The following is a 20002-nucleotide window of genomic DNA, read 5'->3' as shown; positions in this document are numbered from 1 at the left end:
TCAGCAAACAGATTGATAATTCTATGAAAAGGAGTTATTTCATGCATTTATCCATGTCTTTGCAATTCAGCTTCATATATCATATCCCCTGCTCCAGAGACCAATAGCCGTACCTGTCAGCCAGATATATACCGAGGCATAGAGAATACGCTGAAGCAAACCGCCGGGCAGACTGGTCAATACAGGCTGTAAGAAAAGACTGAAAAGAGCTGCTGAAGTGACTGTCGTACAAATCATCGTCCACCAAAATAGACGCGGCATTTTTTTATAAATCGCAATACTGATTAAAATCATCGCAGGAATCTGCACAATCATTCCCGGGAGTGCTGTGAACGTATGCCAATAAAAATGAATATCTGCAGGAATGATACCAGAGATGCCATAACTCACTCCAAAAATTCCAATAAAAATACTTGCTATTTTAGCAGAACGAACCTTGGGCCATAGCGGGTACAGCAAAACAGCACCCATCAAAACAGCTAACCCGGTTAAGAAAAATGTCCAGTTCATCAGCCAATGGTAGGGTGAACAGATAGCGTAGCTTGCAAGTACATACGTATCCGTTCCACAAGCCGTTACTCCAAGGTCACTCATCGGTTGATTCATAAAGCTATAAGGAGCTGTAGTTGCCCGGATAACAACTGCTTCGATGATAAAATAAGCACTTAAAGCAATCCAGCTGAGCAGACCGATTAGAATAGATAATCTGTTAGATTTACGTAATAAAAATATTACTGCAACAGCCGCCAATGCAACAATCAGCATTGTTATTGCGTGAAATTCATAACGCATTTTCTTCTGCCTCCTCTGCTAATTGAATATATGGTCATTTGGCAAAGTTATATTCACTAATTCATATCCCTTTCTTTCTACTTACGTTGCTTCCCCCTGCAAGGATTCATTCCATTTAGTTGGAAGCTTTATTATTTGAAAAGGCCACCCTTCTTTTTTAAGGATGTCCTTTTCAAGCAAAGTATATTTAAAATGAAACTTCCCTCAGTGGGAGTTTTCCCGCCAGTCACACTGCGATAAATTAAACCTGCAAATACTGTCCTGTATATGAAGCTTTGTTTTCCTTTATCATCTCTGGTGTTCCTTCTGCAATCACCTTTCCTCCTTTTGCACCGCCTTCAGGACCTAAATCTACCACCCAGTCTGCTGCTTCGATTACCTGACTGTTGTGCTCCACCATAATCACTGTATTTCCTGCATCCACCAGCCGATTTAACAGCTTGAGCAGCTGAATCGTATCATTCGGATGCAATCCACTGGTCGGCTCATCTAATAAATATAGTGACGTCTTTTTCCCTTGCTTCATTAATTCTTTGGCCAGCTTTAATCGTTGCCCTTCTCCTCCAGATAAAGTGGTTAAGGATTGTCCCATTTTCAAATAGCCTAAACCGATTTCTGTTAGGAGCTTTAAGATGGCTTGTATCTTTTTCTCCCCTTCAAATATAGAAAGGCATTCATGGATAGAGCTTTCTAAAATATCATTGATAGAATAGCCCTGGTATTTTACTGCTAATATCTCTTGTTTAAACCTTCTCCCCAGACATTCCGGACAAACGACCTCTAAATCAGGGAAAAAGAGCATATTGGTCGTTACATAGCCAAGTCCCTGACAATTTTCACAGCGACCTCCTGCTGTATTGAAGGAGAAATGCTTTGCTGTGAGCTTCTTTTCCTTTGCTTCCGGCAGCTTAGCAAACATAGCTCGAACAGGTGTAAATAAATCAATGTAAGTTGCCATATTGGACCGTTTCATTCTGCTGAGCGGAGACTGGCCGACAATAATCATCTGATCAAAGACATCCAGACCAGTTATTTTTTCAAAGTCTTCATGGATGGCATCATTCGCTTTTGCCAGCACTTCAAATAACAGCGATGACTTTCCTGAGCCTGAAACACCAGTTACTGCGGTTAAGCAGGCTGTCGGAAAAGTTACGGTCACATCCTGAAGATTATTGGCAGCAGCGTGATGTATTGTTATCCCGGCTTCGTATTTCTTTGTCCGATTATTCATTTTCCGAGGCTTCTCTGCACGCAAATATTGCCCTGTAACTGACTTTTCCTGCTGAAGCAATTCCTGCAGTGTTCCTTGACCAACCACAGTACCTCCAAGCTTTCCAGCTCCCGGTCCAATATCAATAATATAATCTGCCTCCCGCATGACATCCACATCATGCTCAATCAACAGAACGGTATTCCCTAAATCACGCAAATGCTTTAAGATACTAATCAGGCCGGCTGTGTCCTTCGGGTGCAAACCGACTGTCGGCTCATCCATAATATATAATACACCGGTAAGTGCAGAATCTAAAAGTGCAGATAACCGAATACGCTGTGCCTCCCCGCCGGATAACGTAATCACTTGTCTATCCAGTGTCAGATAACCCAGCCCTATTTTGATAATTCGGGAAAGCTTTGTTTTTATATCCTCCACAAATGTTTCGACAAGCTGATAACTTGTCTGCTCCAGTGATGCTTCTAATTTATCTATCCAAGCTGCCATTTCCTCTAAAGAATGGACAACCAGCTGTGGAATTGTCCAGCCTTCAACGGTAACTGATCTGCTCACTTCATTTAAACGTTCTCCATGACAAACTGGACAAGTCTGCGAATAGAAATAAGCATCTGCTTCGGCTGAAGAACCATCATGCTCTGCATATCGGCGCCACATCGAGGTTAATACGCCGGGGAATTTTCCTTTTTCTACTGTTTTTGGAGGCTTTACGTTTGGAAACAGCTGCTTCACTTCATCACTTTCTACACCATAGTAAAGAATAGCCTTTTGCCCTTCATTAAAGTCCCTGATAGCTACGTTATCGGCATCCGGAAGCTGATAATATTGAAAAGCTGCTTTTAAAACAGCAATTTGATATTCGCCATAACGCCCGGCAAAAATATCCACAGCGCCATCCTCTAAAGAAAGCTCCTCATGAAAAACTGATGGCAAATGAATAGCTACTGTTTCTCCCAATCCTTTACAGTTCGAACAAGCTCCTTCGGTTGTATTATAAGAAAAGTGCGTCCGAGTCAGCTTTTCCATTTTTACATTACAATTCGGACATAAGATATATTCTGTAAAGCTATCCGCTTCTTTTTCCACGTTTCCTTCATAAGTCATTGGATTAATGCTATATTGACAGCTTGGGCATGTTCTTTCTCCATGCTTTTCAAATACCATTCTCAAGCTGGTATACATATCTGTCATCGTCCCCACTGTCGAACGTGGATTCCGATTGGTGATATGCTGATTGATACTGATTGCAGGTGATAACCCGCTGATAGAATCAACTTTGGGTTTGTTGATTCCCTGCATCCCCATTGATTCTAAATATTGACGCTGACATTCATTGAATAAGGTGTCCAGAGCAAGCGTGCTTTTCCCAGACCCAGAAGGGCCTGTAACCACAATCAGTTTGTTTTTAGGGATAGACACAGAAAGATTCTTTAGATTATTCTCCCGCGCTCCGTTTACGGTCATTACATTATGCATGTTGATATTCCTCCTCCCTGATTTTTGTTTTCTTTCTGTTTTCTGTTTTCAAGTGCAATGTTTTTTTCATGGTGACATGATGAACGATAGTTTTAATAACCAATTGCATCTTGATATCCCTCCTTTCTAACATCTATTACCATCATATAACATTTGTGCAAGTGCAAAGTTTGAGTTAAAATGATAAGCTATAATAACGTTCAATTAACCAAAACCCGTCATGGGTCTATAAGGTTTTAATCTAATCTTTGGAGGTAATCATGGAACTGCGGCCAATCGATATTGCTAAGAAACTAGATGTAGGAACAAGTGCATTAAGACACTATGAAGAATGGGGCATTGTGCCAAAAGCGATTCGGAAAGCAAATGGATATCGTGTGTACACTGAGGTCCATGAAGCTTATTTTCAGTGTATCCGGGCTATGTACCCTGGTTTTGGGATGGGGACCGTCCGCAGAGTGATGCCTCTGCTGCAGGAAAATAAATATATTGAAGCATTATGGGAAGTCAACCAAGTGCAGGCTGAGTTATTTGAAAGAAAACAGCAGGCATTGGATGCTGCTTCTATCTTAAGTCCAGATAATATACAGGATTTCATGAAAAAACAGCAAAAGAAATATTATTCGATTGGAGAAGTAGAAGACGAATTACATGTTGCTGCAACCACCCTCAGACATTGGGAAAAGGAAGGGTTAATCACTCCTGAAAGAAATCCGGAAAATGGTTATCGACTATATACAAGGGAGGATATGAGGAGAATATTGATCATCAAAACGGTACAATCCTCTGTTTATTTATTGGACACCGTACGCGATATCCTGGATAAGATACAGCATCATAGTTTAACAGATGCCAGAAAAATTGTTATTGATGCACTGGATTATATGGATTATCAAATCGAGCAGCAATTAAGAGGAGCTTATTATCTATATAGACTGATTGATTTGTTGAAGAGCAAAAATACAGCTGTTTAATCTTTTTTCTGGGAACGCTTCGTATTTTTTAACGCTGTAACACAATGCCCATAAAAATATAAAACAGATATTCCATAAAATGGAATATCTGTTTTATATTTTATTCAAATTCCCAATCTAATTGCGGTTTTTTGGTAACACAATCAATATGCACATCTGCTTTATTCATTCCGCCAAAAGTATGATTAGAGCCAAAAGCAACATGGACCGTTTCATAAGCTTTTTCATCTTCTAAAATATTTCCAGTGATTCTCGCAGCATGGTTCGTGCCAATTCCAAGCTCAGCTGCCAGACGCCCATTTCCTTCTCCAAGAAGGGTTAATAGCAATTCCCCCTGTTCTCCGGTTGCTTGAACAAGCCGTCCTTTTTCAACTGTCAAAACAACAGGCCCATCTACCAATCCTATTCCTGCCATGGACCCATTTATTTCTATTTTCCCTTCAGCCAGTCCTTCTACAGGAGCAATATATGCTTCCCCAGATGGAAGGTTTCCTGATGCTGTTTTACCGCGGAATATTCCTGTGCTTGCTATCCCATCTCTGCCTTCTAGCGGAATACGGAGTTTAAGATTTTTTTCTTTTCCAGTTGTAATGGTTACTGCTTTCGCTTTTGTCAGCTTAGCGGTCATTTCGTTTGTTTCTTTTTCTACGCGCTTGTAATCTGCACTCATTGCTCCTTGAAGAATCATATCTTCCGTAATTCCTGGCATCGTAATCACACTTACCCCATGGGCATTTGCATTTTTTCTTGCAGCCGTATGAGTAAGGGAATGCTTGGTCAGGCAGAATACAAGATCATATGAAAGCATCGCTTCAGAGATTGCTTCCGATGGTTCTTCTCCCGATTTACTGCGGTCCGACATTATTTGTAAATTTGTATTCCAGCCATCCTGCTCCAAAGCCTCATTAAATTTCTTTCCCAGAGCTTCTGTACTATGATCTGTTACCACTAAAATTATCGTATCTTTCTCTGCAAATACATTATTCTTCATTAATTTCGCAACGGTTTGCTGAAAAGAATTCATTTTACTGCCTTCTTTCTATGCCTTAAAAATTATAATCTATTTAAGTGTGCTTTTGCTGCATAAGCAGCGACTTTTCTTGGCAGAAATACCTTTAGTCCACTTGCATTTACTGCTCTCTTCTCATGCTCTTCATTGTAACCCATACAATCAAGGACAATCAAATCTGCTCCCCGGTTTTTTAAAGCTCTTGCAGCTCCTTCTATATTACTTTTTTCATAAGGAGAAGCTACTTCCACAAGCTTTTTTATTTCCGGATGATTCCACTTTTCAATCAACGAATCTCTTTGTTCTTCTAAAGGAATAATTAACCCCAGATTTCCTGACGGCATTACCTTGTGGACAGCTTGGTTTAACTCAACGTCTGGATAAATAATTGGCTTGGTCCCTTGTAAAGTTGGAAAATCTCCTGTACAAAGCATAATAATTACTTCTGTCTGTTCTTCCAACATATCTCTTTCTTCCTGGAGCAGTGGAAGAAGTTTTGATTTTCCCATTTTCACAGAGCCTCCGTTTCTGACTCTGGATATATACGTTATGTCCGAAGCATCCGGAGCAACGGTATGAAATGAATCCACATCAAGCCGGTCCAATGCTCCTTTTTCAACGATTTCTGTTTCTGATCCAAGAATTCTCTGAATAGAAGGAGTAACATCTGTACGCGGAGCTTGTCCGATAGTTAAGACGCCAACGTTTCCTTTTCCCATCTTAGGCTTTCCCTAATGTTTGCAGATGTTTCATCGATCCATAAAGTTCTTCCATACGATTATACTCTGCTTCATCATAAAATTCGATTTGCTTCTGAGTAAATTCTTTAGCTACTTCAATTGAAAAACGGACAGCCTGTGCAACATCCACTTCATGGCTTGCTCCTGTACCGCTTCCCGGAACAGCTGTCTGCGCAGTTATTGCTACACCAATAACTGGTGCATCTGTCGCAACTGATGGTTGGAGGATACTGTTAATATGGAAAACATCATTTCCATATGGAGTAATATCCTGTGTGGTGACCGCAAAAGTGACTGGTAATTCTCCCGTTGTCATCTCCATAATTCTTATTAAGTCATCGTTGAATTTTAAAACATATCCAGACTTCACAGTTGGTGACAATGCTATTCCGCGGTGATTAAATACTTTATTTCCTTTTGTCGTATCGATAGATAATACTGCATCCATCTCTGGGAATACTTCATATTGATTCATCGTCAAAATATCAACCGGTGATCCCATAAAGTCTACAGGCTTATGTGGCTGAGTTGGTGCATTTGGACAAATATGTGTGGTGATATAAATATCTCCAGGCAGGCGATCTCCTTTTTCAGCCATCGTTGCTAGTTTCAAAGCTGTTGTAACTGCTGCAGCCGCACCATCCCCATCAGAGACAAACCCGATACGATTTGGACGTGCACCAAGTCCGCCTAATCTTCCAACAATACCTAAAGAAGGCGCTTCCCCTCCGTCTATTTTTCCATTTGTTCCTTTAATCACTATTTTAATGAAATCAGTCGAACCAGCTTCTCCATTTACTGTCTCAAAACCGGCATCGCAATAAGTCATTTCATCGAACAGTTTTACAATTTTTTCACCATTGATACTTGGATTATCTAATAATTCCATAACTTCCATTGTATATTTTAAAGACATTTTATCTTCAGCTCCTTAACGTGTTTTGTATATTCTTTTAAATAATTGATTTATTGATAATTGGCTCTACCGTTTTTAATAGCTTCTGATTGTACATGGTAGAACTTAAAAGTAAGTTCTCTTTTGGTACTGACATAACAGCTATTTTTATGCCTTCTTTAATTTCTGCACTAACAAGCGGTTTCCCAGTCTCGACATCGAAAGTCATAATTAGATCAGGAAATGTTCCTTTACGCTCTCCGTTCTTTTCTGCGGTCATATATTCGTTCCAAAAAGTAAGCTCTAAATCATCAATGCGAACATAACCAACATCAAATCCACCTGTTTTATCTAATTGAAATTCATTCACTTTACCAGAATGAATAATTCTTCCTTTTAAGTACGTCACTGCTTTTTCAATCCGTTCTGGACCCTCAGGTACAGATAAAAATTCATTACCTAGTTCAATTGCCTGTGTTATTGCTCCAACTGCTGCATTTTCCTTAATATACTGTGTATCGACTGGATTTCGGCAAACACCAACCATGCCTCCTGCTTGCACTGAGATGGAGCGGACTGCACTGGAAGTAAGGTCTAATGTACCTGTGATGGAACCAGCTGCTTCTTTATCACCTTTCCCTCCAGCAAAGGTTTGAATCGATTGATAATCCGCTACTTCGGAAAGATTCATTGACCCCATGGAACCTGTTGGATGTGCTCTCCCATTGGAAGGGGCATCTACTACTGGCAAGCCAGTAGCAGCAGCTTGCAGCCAGCCATTAATCGTTGTTGAAGCACCATTTTCATTTGTCATTAATGCTGCAATCGGCTTGTCAAATTCCATTTTCATTCGATGAATTGTATTAACTAATTGATCGGAATCAACATACATTTCTTTAGCGGAAGGAGCTCCTACTAAGGAAACACAAGGAACAAATTCATTGTCCTGCAATTCATCGACTGTAATCAGCTCCGGATTCCCCAAAGCAAAAGCAAGGTCGGTCTTTTCTAAGCCGTCAGCGATCCAGCCGCCTCCACCTCCGCCAAGAATACATCCTCCATATACAGCACTGATTGCATCTTCTTTTGTCAACATTTTTCTAACCATTGTCCAATCCCCCTAATTATCTTGCTTTCCATAAAGATGAAAAGAAGCTATAAATCGCATCACCGGCGATAAATCCGGCTGCCATCGTATACATTGTATTTTCTGCCTCTTGGCCTCGAAGCTTGATAACTGCTATTCGAATAATCAGTCCGGCGATAACAGCCCAGCCGGCAAGTGGGTTAACAATCAGCAAACCTGTCGCAAATAAAACTCCCATTTGACGTTTTGGACCGCCAATAAGCTGGATAATTGCACCAGGAATGGCCCATATTAATATCATCATGCCTACATTTCCTGTCAGACCCGATTCAATTGTTGCTGCATAAACTGCATCAACAGGTGGAATGAGTCCTTGTTCAAAGAAACTCTCTGCGAATAAAAAAACAACGACAAATGCGACACCAAATCCGATAAACGCACTTTTAAGCTGTTGCTTCCTTCCAAACAATTCCTGCTCCAGAGTGGCCCCTTTTCGTAAAATAACACCTGTTTTCAAATCAAATCCCAAGTCTGCAAAAGCAGGTCCAGTCGAAGCGGTATATCCTGTTAGTAACGCAAGGGCAATCGGTGGAAATCCAATCATCATTCCGATTAATAAGAAAATCAGCGTTACTGCAAATGCAGGAAACCATCCAGAGTGCATAGCGGCAATTCCGACAATCATCTCACTGATGATAGCAGCAAGTGCAGCAAATAAAACAAATATAACAATCTGCCATACTGGCATGTCTGTCATAATTCCACCTAAAATTGCGACTACCACTGCACCTAGAGCATAAAATAGATAACCAAGTCCAAAACCAGTTTTGATATCCTTTTCTGTACGTGTATATTCACGCTCTGGAATCTGTTCATTTATTTTTCTCTGTTCTTTTCTCGATTTGACAAGGATGAAAATAAACTGTAACAGTGCTACACTTCCCGCACCAATCATCATGCCATGTGGAATATAATATGCATTTAAGTCTAATCCAAATAAAGGATCAGAATATCCCATAAGTAATAAACCTATTCCAAACATGGCAAGAGCCCAAATATTACCGATAAAAGCTACACCAAAGGCTGACATCGAGATGCCAAAGTAAGAACCAATTACCCCGCCAACAATGCCCAAACTTAAATATTTGGCTTTCTTTCCACCTTCATCTCCTGCTTTGATAGCTTCTGCAGTTGCTATTCCTGATGGCCAAGCTTCATCTGAACCAAATAACTTTGTGTCAAACACTTTATATAAGATTAAAGCATCGATAGCAAGAGCAATTCCTGAACCAATCAGCATAGGTATTATCAACTCAGGAACTCCCATTGCATAAGGTAATCCAATTGGAATCAATAAACTGTTTGCTGCGCCAAAGGTTGCAGCAGATATCGTTGTTTGCACCAAATTCTGGTTTTCCAATGTACGATATTTATAAAACATCTGCATCGGAATCCTCGCAATTAGCATTGCAATTAGAGCACCAATAATAGAGGTATTCGGAGTAATCCCCAGTGACGTAATTAACTGCATCCCAATAATCGCACCTAAAAACGCGATAATAATAGAGAATATAATAAATGTAGGATCAAACGTTTTATTCTTCATCTTTTTCCCTGCTTTCTATTAGCTGATAGGCTATCGCCTGCGCTTCGACTAAATCAATCACAGGAATTTTCACCCTTTTCTGTAAATAGTTCTTTAAACGTATTGTTGAAAAGCCTGTACAAGCGAATAAAATAACATCAGCACCCGATTCTATCTGCTCATGAACAAGTGTCAATAGTTCCTGTTTTGCGTTCTCTTTGAATAAATCTGTTGTTTTACTTAGTTTTGGTGAAGAAGTATAAGCGTGGAAACGACTTCCGAGCTCTTCTTTCATTCTTATTGGAGCCTCTTGGGTTATCCCAATAATTCCAACCTTACTCCCTACCATACTGGCAGCATGTGCACCTGAGACTCCTGCACCGATTATTGGAATATCTGTTTCCAAACGAGCTTCATCTAATGCCGGATCCGCCGCACAGCTGATGGTAATTGCATCAATATCCCTTTCTTGGGATAGCTCTTTTGCCAGAGAAACAATTTTGGGTATCGCTGCTGCTTCCGATTCATTATCATATATACCATTCGGCTGCTCTCCGATACATTTTGTTTTTGAGGCAATTTGATACAACTCTTTCATTCTTGTTCCATGCTCCATCAAAATATTTTCATTATCTGTTGATAATACTCTGATAATTCCTAACATTACTTCATCTCCTTTCCGGCTATTATAAAGAGTTATAAATTATTTTAGAATGTTAAAAATGTGCAATATATTTACAATAAATTTTCACACTTTTTTCAACTGCAAAAAAAGTGCATACGTTTTATCTTTCTAAAAATGACTAAAAATAAACTCATTATAGCTGTTATGAAATCAATTAAATGCCCTGGTTCCCAAAAAAAACTGGAGCAACACTCAAATTCTATCAGTAGAGTCTGAGTATTGCCCCGGTTTCTTTCATTTCCACAATCTTTTATTCATATCAATATTTTTTATCGTTTTATCTTTCAAGATAATTCTTTTATTTTCAAACAAAAACGCAATATAAAACCTGCTTCCGGATTACTGATATCCATATTTAACTCCTCTTCAATTTTATTAATTCGGTAATTTAAGGTACGTCTGTGAATAAATAATTTTTCAGAAGTTTTAGAGACATTTCCGTTATTATCCAAATAAACGATTAGCGTATGCAGTAAATCATCATTTTCTTCCCGAAGCAAGGGAGACAGAACTGTGTCGGTATATTTTTGCACAACATCTTCCGAGGTTAAATTAATCAATATCTCATAAATTCCTAATTGGTCTTGGATATAAACATTTTCTTCCGGTTTTACCTTTTCCCCTATTTCCATCATTTTTGTAACAGAATGCATCGACTGATCGAAGTTTTGAGGATCTGATATGCAAGAACTTATTGAAATACGAATCGGTTCTGCACTGTTTCTTGCATTATATTGTACAACAATCTGCTGCCATGCCTTAACAAGCATTGAATAATTCACCTTTTTCCCATAATGAAATGCATAAAAATAATTATGTTTTTCAAAAATTAATGTCTGACCAAATTCGAATTTCTTTATTAGAACGTCCAATTCTTTCCTGATGAGACAGGAGGAATCCACCAACAAATTCGCAGGCTGGTTCGACTGTCTTATCCATGGCGCTTGAAAGTGTACAATGGTTATTCCCTTATCTTCATTCTCCTTTAAATCATTTAAAAAAGATTCCATTAACTCTATTTCATATAGCCGATTTTTTTGATAATAAATCTGATCACTCATAAATAGTTCACTCAATTTATTACTCATTTTCTTCATAGTGACAGAATCTGTTTCGGCTAATTTTTCATCTGCATAGAGCACATGAATAATTCCAAAGATTTGATTCTTTGACGTCAAAGGAATCAGCATCCTATTTTTATATCCTTGCATTTTATAAATAATAAATGATTGATCATTGAATTCTGCTATCCATCCTTCAATGACTTTTAAATAAGAAGCAGCTTGTGGAGGAGAAAATAAAGCGTTCTTTTTCCTCCATCCATCTGTTTTAAAATAAGCAGAACGATACAAAAGTTTTCCTTCCAGATCTTCCACATAGACAGAAGCTTTCACGACTTCTGCCATACTTTCAATTGCCTGCTCCATGGAAATAAAATTTGATTCTTGTATTTGAGTAAATGGATGATGGGTTTGAATTTGCAGTTGTTTCTCTTCATATAATTTTTCATATAGAGGCATCAAAATATTGATATACGAAATATTCTTTGGAATAGATATAATCGGAAAATCTCTTCTGCTTGCCAATTCAATCATTTTTTCTGGAAGCTTATTAATAAACCTTCCAAGTTTGACTACAATCCCAGACGCACCTTTCTCAATTAAAGTACGGACAATGTCAACTTGCTTTTCTTCGTCATCCTTAATCGAATAGAAAGTAGTCATAATCAATATACCGGGTGTAACCCAATCCAGCACTTCAGGAACCTCCATTACTTCAACAGAATTAATTATATTATTTAACCCCTCATGCCCTGTAATTAGTGTTCCTTCTGATAACTCTCCAATTTTTAATGCTTCTGCAATTCTCATAAACGTACTCCTAACCATTTCCTAATCTCATTTATAATTTTCAAAACAAATTATTGGTTCACTATCTGAAATAGGATATTACAGTATCTTACCTCTTTACATTATTTGAAGTCAAATACATCAAACACTTTTATATCACATTAATAAACAGCCATGAACCTCAATAATCCTGAGTTTATGGCTGTTAGTTTCTTATTAAAGGCTGCACTAAAAATTAACCTTTTAGACAATTCCTATACTTTTTTATAAACTTCATCAAGGGAATCCAATGATTCATTTTAGTATAACTTTAGAAAAAACCTCTCAAACTCCTTCTTCCTCATCCGGCACATACTCTAAAATATCCCCTGGCTGACATTCCAAAGCCTCACAAATCTTTTCCAATGTAGAGAACCGAATCGCTTTTGCTTTTCCATTTTTCAAGATAGACAGATTTGCCATGGTAATACCAACCTTCTCTGTTAATTCCGTTACACTCATTTTACGTTTTGCCAGCATCACATCAATATGAATCACTATTGCCATATCATCACCCCTCACACGGTCAAATCATTTTCTGTTTTAATTTCTAACGCATTTTTAAACAGCTTCTGTAAAAGGGAAGCAAATACAGCAACAACAAATGAAACAAACAATGGCACCATGCCAATTATAATTACACCTGGAGCATCATCCTTCTCGGCAAACAAATAAATAAACGGCATCGTCAGAATATAAATCCCAGTAATTGTTAAGGCACATTGTTTAATCTTTTTCAGAGTAAAAACAGCCTCTTCTGAAAAGGTCTGATTTTGGTCAATCAGCCTCAGTAGTTTTAAGGCTTGGTAAAGTGCCAGATAAAATGGAATCGTTGTTAAAAAAACACCAATTACAATTGGATATATGACCCATTTAACCATCGCAGAACTATCCGAAATATCGATGATAATTTGCGGAATTAAAATAACCGATAGGGCAATCATAATTAATCCCATTAAATAAATAACTGTTTTCAAAAATGTCGTTGAGCTTTTCTGCATCATAATCACCTCGTTTATATATATATAAAATACTTCTCTTAATTAACTTTTACTTCTGGCAATTCCTTGATTACTTCCTTCCAATAACCCTTCTATCTTCGCCTGTGATTGTTTTAACATTGCTACAATCAAGAAGCTGACAATGACTAATAACAGCCAGGAGCTTACTTTTCCTAAATGTACCATGCTCCATACTTCTGCCTGGTTTGGATATTCCCATGCCTGGAAAAAGGTTGCTATATTCTCGGCTATCCATATAAAGAAACCAATCAGGAAAAAAGAAAGGACGATGGGCATACGATAGCGTTTATTGCCGACCTTATAATCCACCCATGCTCTTAAAAATACGATAAGTACTAATGCAGACAGCCACCATCTGATGTCCAGCCAATAATGATGGGTAAAGAAATTCAAATAAATTGCAGCTGCCAGCGGTCCTGCTAAAAAGATAGATGGCCATTTTACCAGCCGAACATCTAATCTTCTCCATGCCTGACACAAATAGCTGGCGACACTTGCATACATAAAACCACTGTATAGCGGAACTCCAAAAATCTTCGTAAACGCTTCTTCCGGATAGACCCATGAGCCCATATTCACTTTAAAAATTTCTAAAGTCAATCCAATGATATGAAATAAGGTAATGACGACAAGCTCTTTTTTCGTTTCTAATCCGGAGGCTATCATAAAAACCTGTGTGATGAGACAGATAACCAATAGCCAATCATATCTTGACAGGAAAGGCAGATCGATAAACTTTGTTATCGCTAAGGACGCAAAAATAATGACTGGAAAGATACAGGACAGCGCCTGTTCATAACCAAATCGGATAAGCTGTTTGATTGCTTTCATTTTCTCAATCTCCAATTTAAAATTTTATTATTAACATTGATTATAGATAACTATTTATCGAAAATCAATAAAAATATTTCAACTAAGAATAAATTTCTTCATTCCCCCTGTTATAACAGGCTATTGCATCTTTTCAAAATTAAATGGAACATTTCTGATAGAAATTATAATTAAGCAGGATACCCGCTATATGTTAAAACTATATCTACCAATATGTTTTAAGTATTTTACAGACTTTTATTATTCTGTATATAATTAATCTATTAAGCATAAGTAAATACATACTTACGAGGAGTTGCAGCGATGTTAAACATAAAATACGATATTGTAGGTTCTTTTTTAAGACCCGATGAAATCAAGATTGCCCGTGCAAAATATTTTAATGGAGAAATTGATTTGAATGCATTAAGAGAAGCAGAAGATCAGGCCATTTCCGATTTGGTGGAGAAGGAAGTGGCACACGGTCTCAAATTTGTTACAGACGGTGAGTTCAGACGCAGATGGTGGCACCTTGACTGGCTGAAAGAATTTGACGGCTTTACTACAAAGCATTTTGATAAGGTAATCAACGACGTCACGAACAAAATTGAGCTAGGATGTATTGAAGGGAAAATTTCTTATAACAAGAATAAGAATCATCCAGAAATAGAAGCCTGGGATTATTTACATAGCCTCGCTAAAAATTACGATGGCGTAGAAGCAAAAAAATCTATCTCCGGACCGAATATGATTCTGGTTGATCATTTTCTTCAGCTCGGCATCAAGGATACACCATATTATGGCACCGATATTGACCTCGTTATTGAGGATATTGGAAAAGCCTATCAGGAAGCCGTTCAGGATTTATACGATCATGGATGCCGTTACTTACAGATTGATGATACGTCATGGACCTATATGATTGATGACACATTCAATGAAAAAGTATCCGCTCTGGGTTATACAAAAGAAGAGGTTTTAGAATGGTTTAGACGAGCTTCTGCCAAGGCTTTGGAGAAAAAACCCGAAGACATGACAATTGCAACGCATTTCTGCAAAGGAAACTTTAAAGGAAACCCGCTCTTTTCAGGATTTTATGATTCAGTCGCAGAAGTTATCAGCACGATTCCTTATGACGGTTTCTTTGTGGAATATGATGATGCCCGTTCCGGTTCCTTTGCACCTTGGGAAGTGCTTAAAAATACCGGCGCTACATTTGTAGTCGGTCTTATCTCTACCAAAAATCCGGCATTGGAAGCACATGATGATATTAAGAAAAGATATTTGGAAGCCAAATCCGTCGTGGGCGATAACATTGCACTATCTCCACAATGCGGTTTTGCTTCCGTGGAAGAAGGAAATTCTATTGATGAGGAAATACAGTGGAAAAAGATTGACCTCTTAGTTTCCTGTCAGGATTTCCTCTAAAGAAGAATGCTCTCCGGAGCTGCGAAATAATAAAGCATTAGAAAGCGTGGCTGTGCCAGACTTCTAATGCTTTTTCCATCTCTAGAAATTCTAATAGATGCTCTTAGAATTTATCTCCTCTCCAGCTCTAATAAACTTTCTTTCATCGGAATACCTCCGCGAAATCCTGTCAGCTTGCCATCCTTTGCAATCACACGATGACATGGAACCAGAATCATTACTGGATTGGCGCCGATTGCGGCACCAACAGCTCGTACCGCTTTCGGTTTTTCTATTTTTTCCGCTATATTCATATACGAAACTGTTTCTCCATAAGGGATGTGCTGCAGCGCTTCCCAAACAGATTCTTGAAAAGCAGTCCCTTTTAAATCCATTGCCAAATCAAATTCTTTTCGTTCACCATCTAAATAGGAAATCAGCTGCTCTTTGTAACAATTAATTTTCCCCTCATCATGTACCAGTTCTGAGTCTGCTCTTTTTTTATCTGCCCAGGCTTCAATTTCATCTATTTCTTTATTTTGAGATCCGACATAGCATAATCCATTATCAGTTGCCGCAAGATAGAACGACCAGCCGTTATGCTCTAATTTTCCATAATAAATTGTTTCTTCTTGGTTATGCTTCATTGCAGACACCTTCTCCCTGTACGCTTTTCTAAATTGACGCGGTGTTTGTTGATTCTTTTCTTTAAAAAGTGTTGTGAAGCGAGTTGGATTTGTTATACCGATAAGATGAGCTATCTCCTTCACAGATAAATCCGTTTCTATTAAGCAGTCCTTTGCTTTTTCCAGCCGAATTTGCTGCAAATAAGCCAATGGAGTTATTCCTGTCCACCTTTTAAACACGCGATGCAAATGATAAGGACTGCCATGACACGCTTCTGCAAGCTCATTTAATGTTAAAGACGTTGCATAATTTTCTCTGATATAATTTTCCGCCTGTGTTACCCATTCTTCATCCGGAAGGCTGCTTCCTCCAGATTTACATCTCTTACATGGCCTATATCCAGCCTGTAAAGCATCTTCTGCCTTTTTGAAAATGGTAACATTATCAAAGTTGGGAACTCTTGATTTACAAGAAGGACGGCAAAAGATTTTTGTTGTTTTCACCGCATAAAAGAATTGCCCGTCATACGATTTATCATTCTCTATAATTGCCCTTCGCTGCTCTGCAGTTATTTTTGTATCCAACAGCAACCACCTCTTCTTTCATTGTACACCTGAAAGATAAGAAATAAAGAATAATCCAATTAAAAAGCAAGATATGAAAGTTTCTACTTTCCTCTTACAACTTGTTTTTGTCTGGCTTTCTGCTGGAATAAAAAGGGTATTACTAAATACAAAGCATAGGCAAAAGTCATCCAGGATGAAAAAGCAATTACCTGTGTCTCGTGTAAGTCAGGAAATATCATTTGATAATTTGAAAAAACAAAGCTATCCAATAGTAAACCAATCATGGTTCCTACAATTCCAAATCGTATCGCGGCATACTCCTTTTTATCAAATAGGGTATAAAGATAGATGACCAGCGTTAATAGAATGGCTGTTCCAACGAGAAGTGCTCCGGAACTATACATAAATGCATCTGTACCAGGCGGAAAAAGAACAGCTTCTCCAAAAATCCGGAAAAATAAGGTAGCTGCGCCCCAAACGATGACACCCCATGCTGCTGTGAACAAATAGGTTTTCATTCCGCTGCCTCCTTCTCGCTTAAATTTGTAAGAGCCTCTATAATCTGCTCAAATTCCTGATATACTTTTTCAACGGGAAAATCTTTTTGCAGTAATGCCTGCATCGCCAAGCCATCCACCATGGCATTAAACATAATTCCCCATGCTTCCATAGAAACACCATGCACCGGAGATGCCGGCCATATTTTTAATAGATTCTCGGATAATGCCTGATTTTCTGCCTGCATAATCTCTGAGAGCTGATTTCTGATCTTCTCATTTTTGAAACTGGCTGCTGTCATTAAAATAAACAGCTGATGAAAAAAAGAATTATAGGAACAGCGGCTTTTAGCCGAAGCAATCGCCTGCTTTAGCACATAGGTATTACTTTTAGAAATTTCATACCAGCTTTTTTCACATATGTCCTCGACAATGCTCAAGAGCAGCTGTTCCTTGGTCCGAAAATGGTAATAAATCGTCCCTTGAGTTACTCCGGCTGTATCTGCTACCGCTCTCAAAGTAAACTTCTCCGTCCCCTTCTCAACCAGACATTCCTTGGCATATTGAATTAACTCCTGCTTGCTGACTCCATTAGGTTTTGCCATTCGCACACCGTCCTTTTAGTTATTCAACTGACTAACTTTAAAATATCATAACCAAATACTTTTTACAATGATTCTTCCGGATGTTATTACACGACATAAAAGCCTGTTGCTATACCGAAAAAAGAATACCTTTTCGAATTGAATATTTATACAAATAAATGTATAATAATTCAAAAGCTATCGGAGGGATATTATGCTTGATAAGACGATGGAAGAATTATCTTTAAACAATTGGCAGCCTTTATCTACATTACTTTATGACGGCTGGGTGCTGAGATTTGCGAATGGTTATACCAAACGGGCGAATTCCATTCAGCCTATCCTCTATTCCACTTTAGAATTGGAGCAAAAAATAGATGCATGCGAGAAAATCTATGCAGAAAAAAATTTACGTACCACGTTTAAAATCACGCCTTTTATTCAGCCAGAAAACTTAGATGATATATTAAAGGAGCGGGCTTATTCATTGGTGGACTATACCAGTGTCCAAACTATAGCTTTAGATACTATCAGCGAGCCGGCTCTCCATAGGGTAAGAATAGATGAAAAAATAAACAGAGAGTGGCTGGATTGTTTTTGCCAACTTAATAATGTAGAAGAAAAAAATAAGGATACTATGATGCAGATGCTATCCAATATCGTAACGCAAAAGTGCTTTATATCCCTCTATTATAATGAAGAAGTAATTGCCTGCTGTCTTGGTGTTATCGAAAGGGAATACATAGGGCTTTACGATATTGTCACCGATAGTCAATACAGGAATCAAGGATTTGCCGAACAGCTGATATTGCACTTACTAAAATGGGGAAAAGATAAGGGAGCAAAATACAGTTACCTGGCTGTTTTGCTGAATAACGAATCTGCATTGCGGCTCTATTCCAAAATTGGTTTTTCAGAAGTTTACAGATATTGGTACAGAGTAAAAGAAAATAAGTAAACGCCCGTTCTTCTGCCGGAACTGCAACAGCAGATCAATAAGCTTGAAGAAGGGCCGATTGTATCTATTATTATAAATACACAATCAGCCCTTCTTTTCTTTCTAAAACAATAAATTATTTTATTATCTCAGCCGGTATCCGGCATATTACCGCTTCATAACGTTTTGAGGCTCTCCTTCTAAAAATGCCACCGTATTATCAAAAGCAATTTTAGCTCGTGCTTCCATGGCTTCATCTGTTAAAAAGCCGACATGTGGAGTTAAAATAGCATTTTTCGCATGCAATAATTTATAGTCTCCTGGAATTGGCGGTTCCATATCAAACACATCAATACCAGCTCCTGCGATTTTGCCGCTGTTCAACGCATCTGCCAACGCGTCATTATCCACAATCGGCCCCCGTGCACAATTAATTAAAACAGCTGTTTCTTTCATCAAGCTTAGTTTTTCTTTAGAAATCAGCCCCTTCGTGTTCGGCATCAGCGGCACATGTAAGGTTACAATATCTGATTGAGCCAATACCTCATCTAAATCCATATACTCCATGCCCAGTTCTACTGCTTCTGGATTGATGCTCGCCTGGTTGGAGGCAACTAATTTAGCGCCAAATGCTTTGAATAAACGGGCAGTCTCGATACCAATTTTTCCTGTACCGATAATACCGACTGTTTTTCCTTTGATTTCTTTTCCCTGAAAAGCTCCAGGGTAATCTGCAGCACGGATATCACTATTCCCCTGCGTTACGCGGCGATACAAATCCATCACCAGGCCAATGGCTAATTCAGCAACTGCCTGATTGGCATATCCAGCTGCATTACATACGAGGATATCTTGATTTTTTGCATCTGCAATCCCTACATGATCCACTCCTGTAAAAGCAACATTGATTAATTTTAAATTGTCATTTTGATTAATTACTTCTGTCGGATACGGATTATTTGCAATCATTACTACATCTGCATTCTCACTCCGTTTGGCCAGTTCTTTCGTATCGGTTGTTTTTTCATTATAGTAAACAAATTCATGCCCTTTCTTTTGGAGTGGTTCTGCTAATTTTTCAATAAGTGAATCTGGAACATTTAGCGGTTCTAATAATTTGACTAACATACCTGTCATTCAATCCTTTCTGCTATCCTTCTTAGCTGCTGGTTTAGTTTTTTTGTCTACA

Annotated in this window: 18 protein-coding genes and 2 pseudogenes; 3 read left to right on the top strand and 17 right to left on the bottom strand. The window is 38.4% G+C overall.

Annotation, left to right across the window (positions count from 1 at the left end; translation table 11 throughout):
• Nucleotides 1–72: 72 nt before the first annotated feature.
• Nucleotides 73–792 carry a DUF998 domain-containing protein gene (locus BN997_RS14425; RefSeq protein WP_042533324.1) on the bottom strand — a complete coding sequence of 240 codons (720 nt, stop codon included), beginning with the start codon at nucleotides 790–792 and terminating at the stop codon, nucleotides 73–75.
• Nucleotides 793–1033: 241 nt separating this feature from the next.
• Complete coding sequence (uvrA, locus tag BN997_RS14420) at nucleotides 1034–3499, bottom strand: excinuclease ABC subunit UvrA (RefSeq protein WP_042533322.1); 2466 nt, start codon at nucleotides 3497–3499, stop codon at nucleotides 1034–1036.
• Nucleotides 3500–3759: 260 nt separating this feature from the next.
• Between uvrA and BN997_RS14415 the strand changes: the two genes are divergently transcribed.
• Nucleotides 3760–4473 (top strand): MerR family transcriptional regulator, encoded by a 714-nt coding sequence (locus tag BN997_RS14415; RefSeq protein ID WP_042533320.1) that lies wholly within the window; start codon nucleotides 3760–3762, stop codon nucleotides 4471–4473.
• Between the two features lie 100 nt (nucleotides 4474–4573).
• Here the strand turns inward: BN997_RS14415 and BN997_RS14410 are convergent, their stop codons facing one another.
• From BN997_RS14410 to BN997_RS14365, 10 genes are all read right to left on the bottom strand, one after another.
• Nucleotides 4574–5497 (bottom strand): aminopeptidase, encoded by a 924-nt coding sequence (locus BN997_RS14410; protein ID WP_042533318.1) that lies wholly within the window; start codon nucleotides 5495–5497, stop codon nucleotides 4574–4576.
• 29 nt (nucleotides 5498–5526) lie between these two features.
• The gene (locus BN997_RS14405; RefSeq protein WP_042533316.1) at nucleotides 5527–6201 is read right to left on the bottom strand and encodes an AroM family protein; all 675 of its coding nucleotides are present in this window, start codon (nucleotides 6199–6201) and stop codon (nucleotides 5527–5529) included.
• 1 nt (nucleotide 6202) lies between these two features.
• Nucleotides 6203–7138, bottom strand: coding sequence for a DUF1177 domain-containing protein (locus BN997_RS14400; protein ID WP_042533314.1), 936 nt, complete (start codon nucleotides 7136–7138; stop codon nucleotides 6203–6205).
• Nucleotides 7139–7175: 37 nt separating this feature from the next.
• Nucleotides 7176–8225, bottom strand: a complete 1050-nt coding sequence (locus tag BN997_RS14395) for a DUF917 domain-containing protein (protein ID WP_042533313.1) — start codon at nucleotides 8223–8225, stop codon at nucleotides 7176–7178.
• Between the two features lie 16 nt (nucleotides 8226–8241).
• Complete coding sequence (locus tag BN997_RS14390) at nucleotides 8242–9810, bottom strand: OPT/YSL family transporter (RefSeq protein ID WP_042533311.1); 1569 nt, start codon at nucleotides 9808–9810, stop codon at nucleotides 8242–8244.
• Complete coding sequence (locus BN997_RS14385) at nucleotides 9800–10453, bottom strand: aspartate/glutamate racemase family protein (protein WP_042533309.1); 654 nt, start codon at nucleotides 10451–10453, stop codon at nucleotides 9800–9802. Before BN997_RS14385 ends, BN997_RS14390 begins: the two co-directional genes overlap by 11 nt.
• A gap of 305 nt (nucleotides 10454–10758) precedes the next feature.
• Complete coding sequence (locus BN997_RS14380; protein ID WP_042533307.1) at nucleotides 10759–12345, bottom strand: PucR family transcriptional regulator; 1587 nt, start codon at nucleotides 12343–12345, stop codon at nucleotides 10759–10761.
• A gap of 303 nt (nucleotides 12346–12648) precedes the next feature.
• Entirely contained in the window at nucleotides 12649–12870 is a 222-nt protein-coding gene (locus tag BN997_RS14375; protein ID WP_042533305.1) for a helix-turn-helix domain-containing protein, read from the bottom strand.
• An 11-nt stretch (nucleotides 12871–12881) separates the two neighbouring features.
• The gene (locus BN997_RS14370) at nucleotides 12882–13367 is read right to left on the bottom strand and encodes a DUF2975 domain-containing protein (protein WP_332094141.1); all 486 of its coding nucleotides are present in this window, start codon (nucleotides 13365–13367) and stop codon (nucleotides 12882–12884) included.
• Nucleotides 13368–13406: 39 nt separating this feature from the next.
• Nucleotides 13407–14216 carry a DUF817 domain-containing protein gene (locus BN997_RS14365; RefSeq protein ID WP_042533300.1) on the bottom strand — a complete coding sequence of 270 codons (810 nt, stop codon included), beginning with the start codon at nucleotides 14214–14216 and terminating at the stop codon, nucleotides 13407–13409.
• Between the two features lie 303 nt (nucleotides 14217–14519).
• On the opposite strand from BN997_RS14365, the gene BN997_RS14360 reads away from it, so the two are divergent.
• Complete coding sequence (locus tag BN997_RS14360; protein WP_042533299.1) at nucleotides 14520–15623, top strand: 5-methyltetrahydropteroyltriglutamate--homocysteine S-methyltransferase; 1104 nt, start codon at nucleotides 14520–14522, stop codon at nucleotides 15621–15623.
• 110 nt (nucleotides 15624–15733) lie between these two features.
• On the opposite strand, the pseudogene BN997_RS23860 reads toward BN997_RS14360, so the two are convergent.
• The 4 genes and pseudogenes from BN997_RS23860 to BN997_RS14345 form a co-directional block, all read right to left on the bottom strand.
• A pseudogene (locus BN997_RS23860) lies at nucleotides 15734–16213 on the bottom strand (methylated-DNA--[protein]-cysteine S-methyltransferase); the annotation flags it as partial.
• A gap of 60 nt (nucleotides 16214–16273) precedes the next feature.
• Nucleotides 16274–16819 (bottom strand): annotated as a pseudogene (locus BN997_RS23360) (bifunctional transcriptional activator/DNA repair enzyme AdaA); the annotation flags it as partial.
• Nucleotides 16820–16896: 77 nt separating this feature from the next.
• Nucleotides 16897–17313, bottom strand: coding sequence for a DUF5367 family protein (locus BN997_RS14350; protein ID WP_042533296.1), 417 nt, complete (start codon nucleotides 17311–17313; stop codon nucleotides 16897–16899).
• Entirely contained in the window at nucleotides 17310–17897 is a 588-nt protein-coding gene (locus tag BN997_RS14345; protein WP_042533294.1) for a TetR/AcrR family transcriptional regulator, read from the bottom strand. The genes BN997_RS14350 and BN997_RS14345 overlap by 4 nt, the downstream gene beginning before the upstream one ends.
• Before the next feature lie 193 nt (nucleotides 17898–18090).
• Between BN997_RS14345 and BN997_RS14340 the strand changes: the two genes are divergently transcribed.
• The gene (locus tag BN997_RS14340) at nucleotides 18091–18834 is read left to right on the top strand and encodes a GNAT family N-acetyltransferase (RefSeq protein ID WP_042533292.1); all 744 of its coding nucleotides are present in this window, start codon (nucleotides 18091–18093) and stop codon (nucleotides 18832–18834) included.
• A gap of 147 nt (nucleotides 18835–18981) precedes the next feature.
• Here BN997_RS14340 and BN997_RS14335 read toward each other — a convergent pair whose 3' ends face one another.
• Nucleotides 18982–19950 (bottom strand): 2-hydroxyacid dehydrogenase, encoded by a 969-nt coding sequence (locus BN997_RS14335; RefSeq protein ID WP_244882383.1) that lies wholly within the window; start codon nucleotides 19948–19950, stop codon nucleotides 18982–18984.
• Nucleotides 19951–20002 lie beyond the last annotated feature (52 nt).

Source organism: Oceanobacillus oncorhynchi, assembly GCF_000821065.1.
GTDB lineage: Bacteria > Bacillota > Bacilli > Bacillales > Amphibacillaceae > Oceanobacillus > Oceanobacillus oncorhynchi.
Note: the sequence above shows the minus strand (reverse complement) of the source record. Positions and strands in the feature narration are given on the sequence as shown.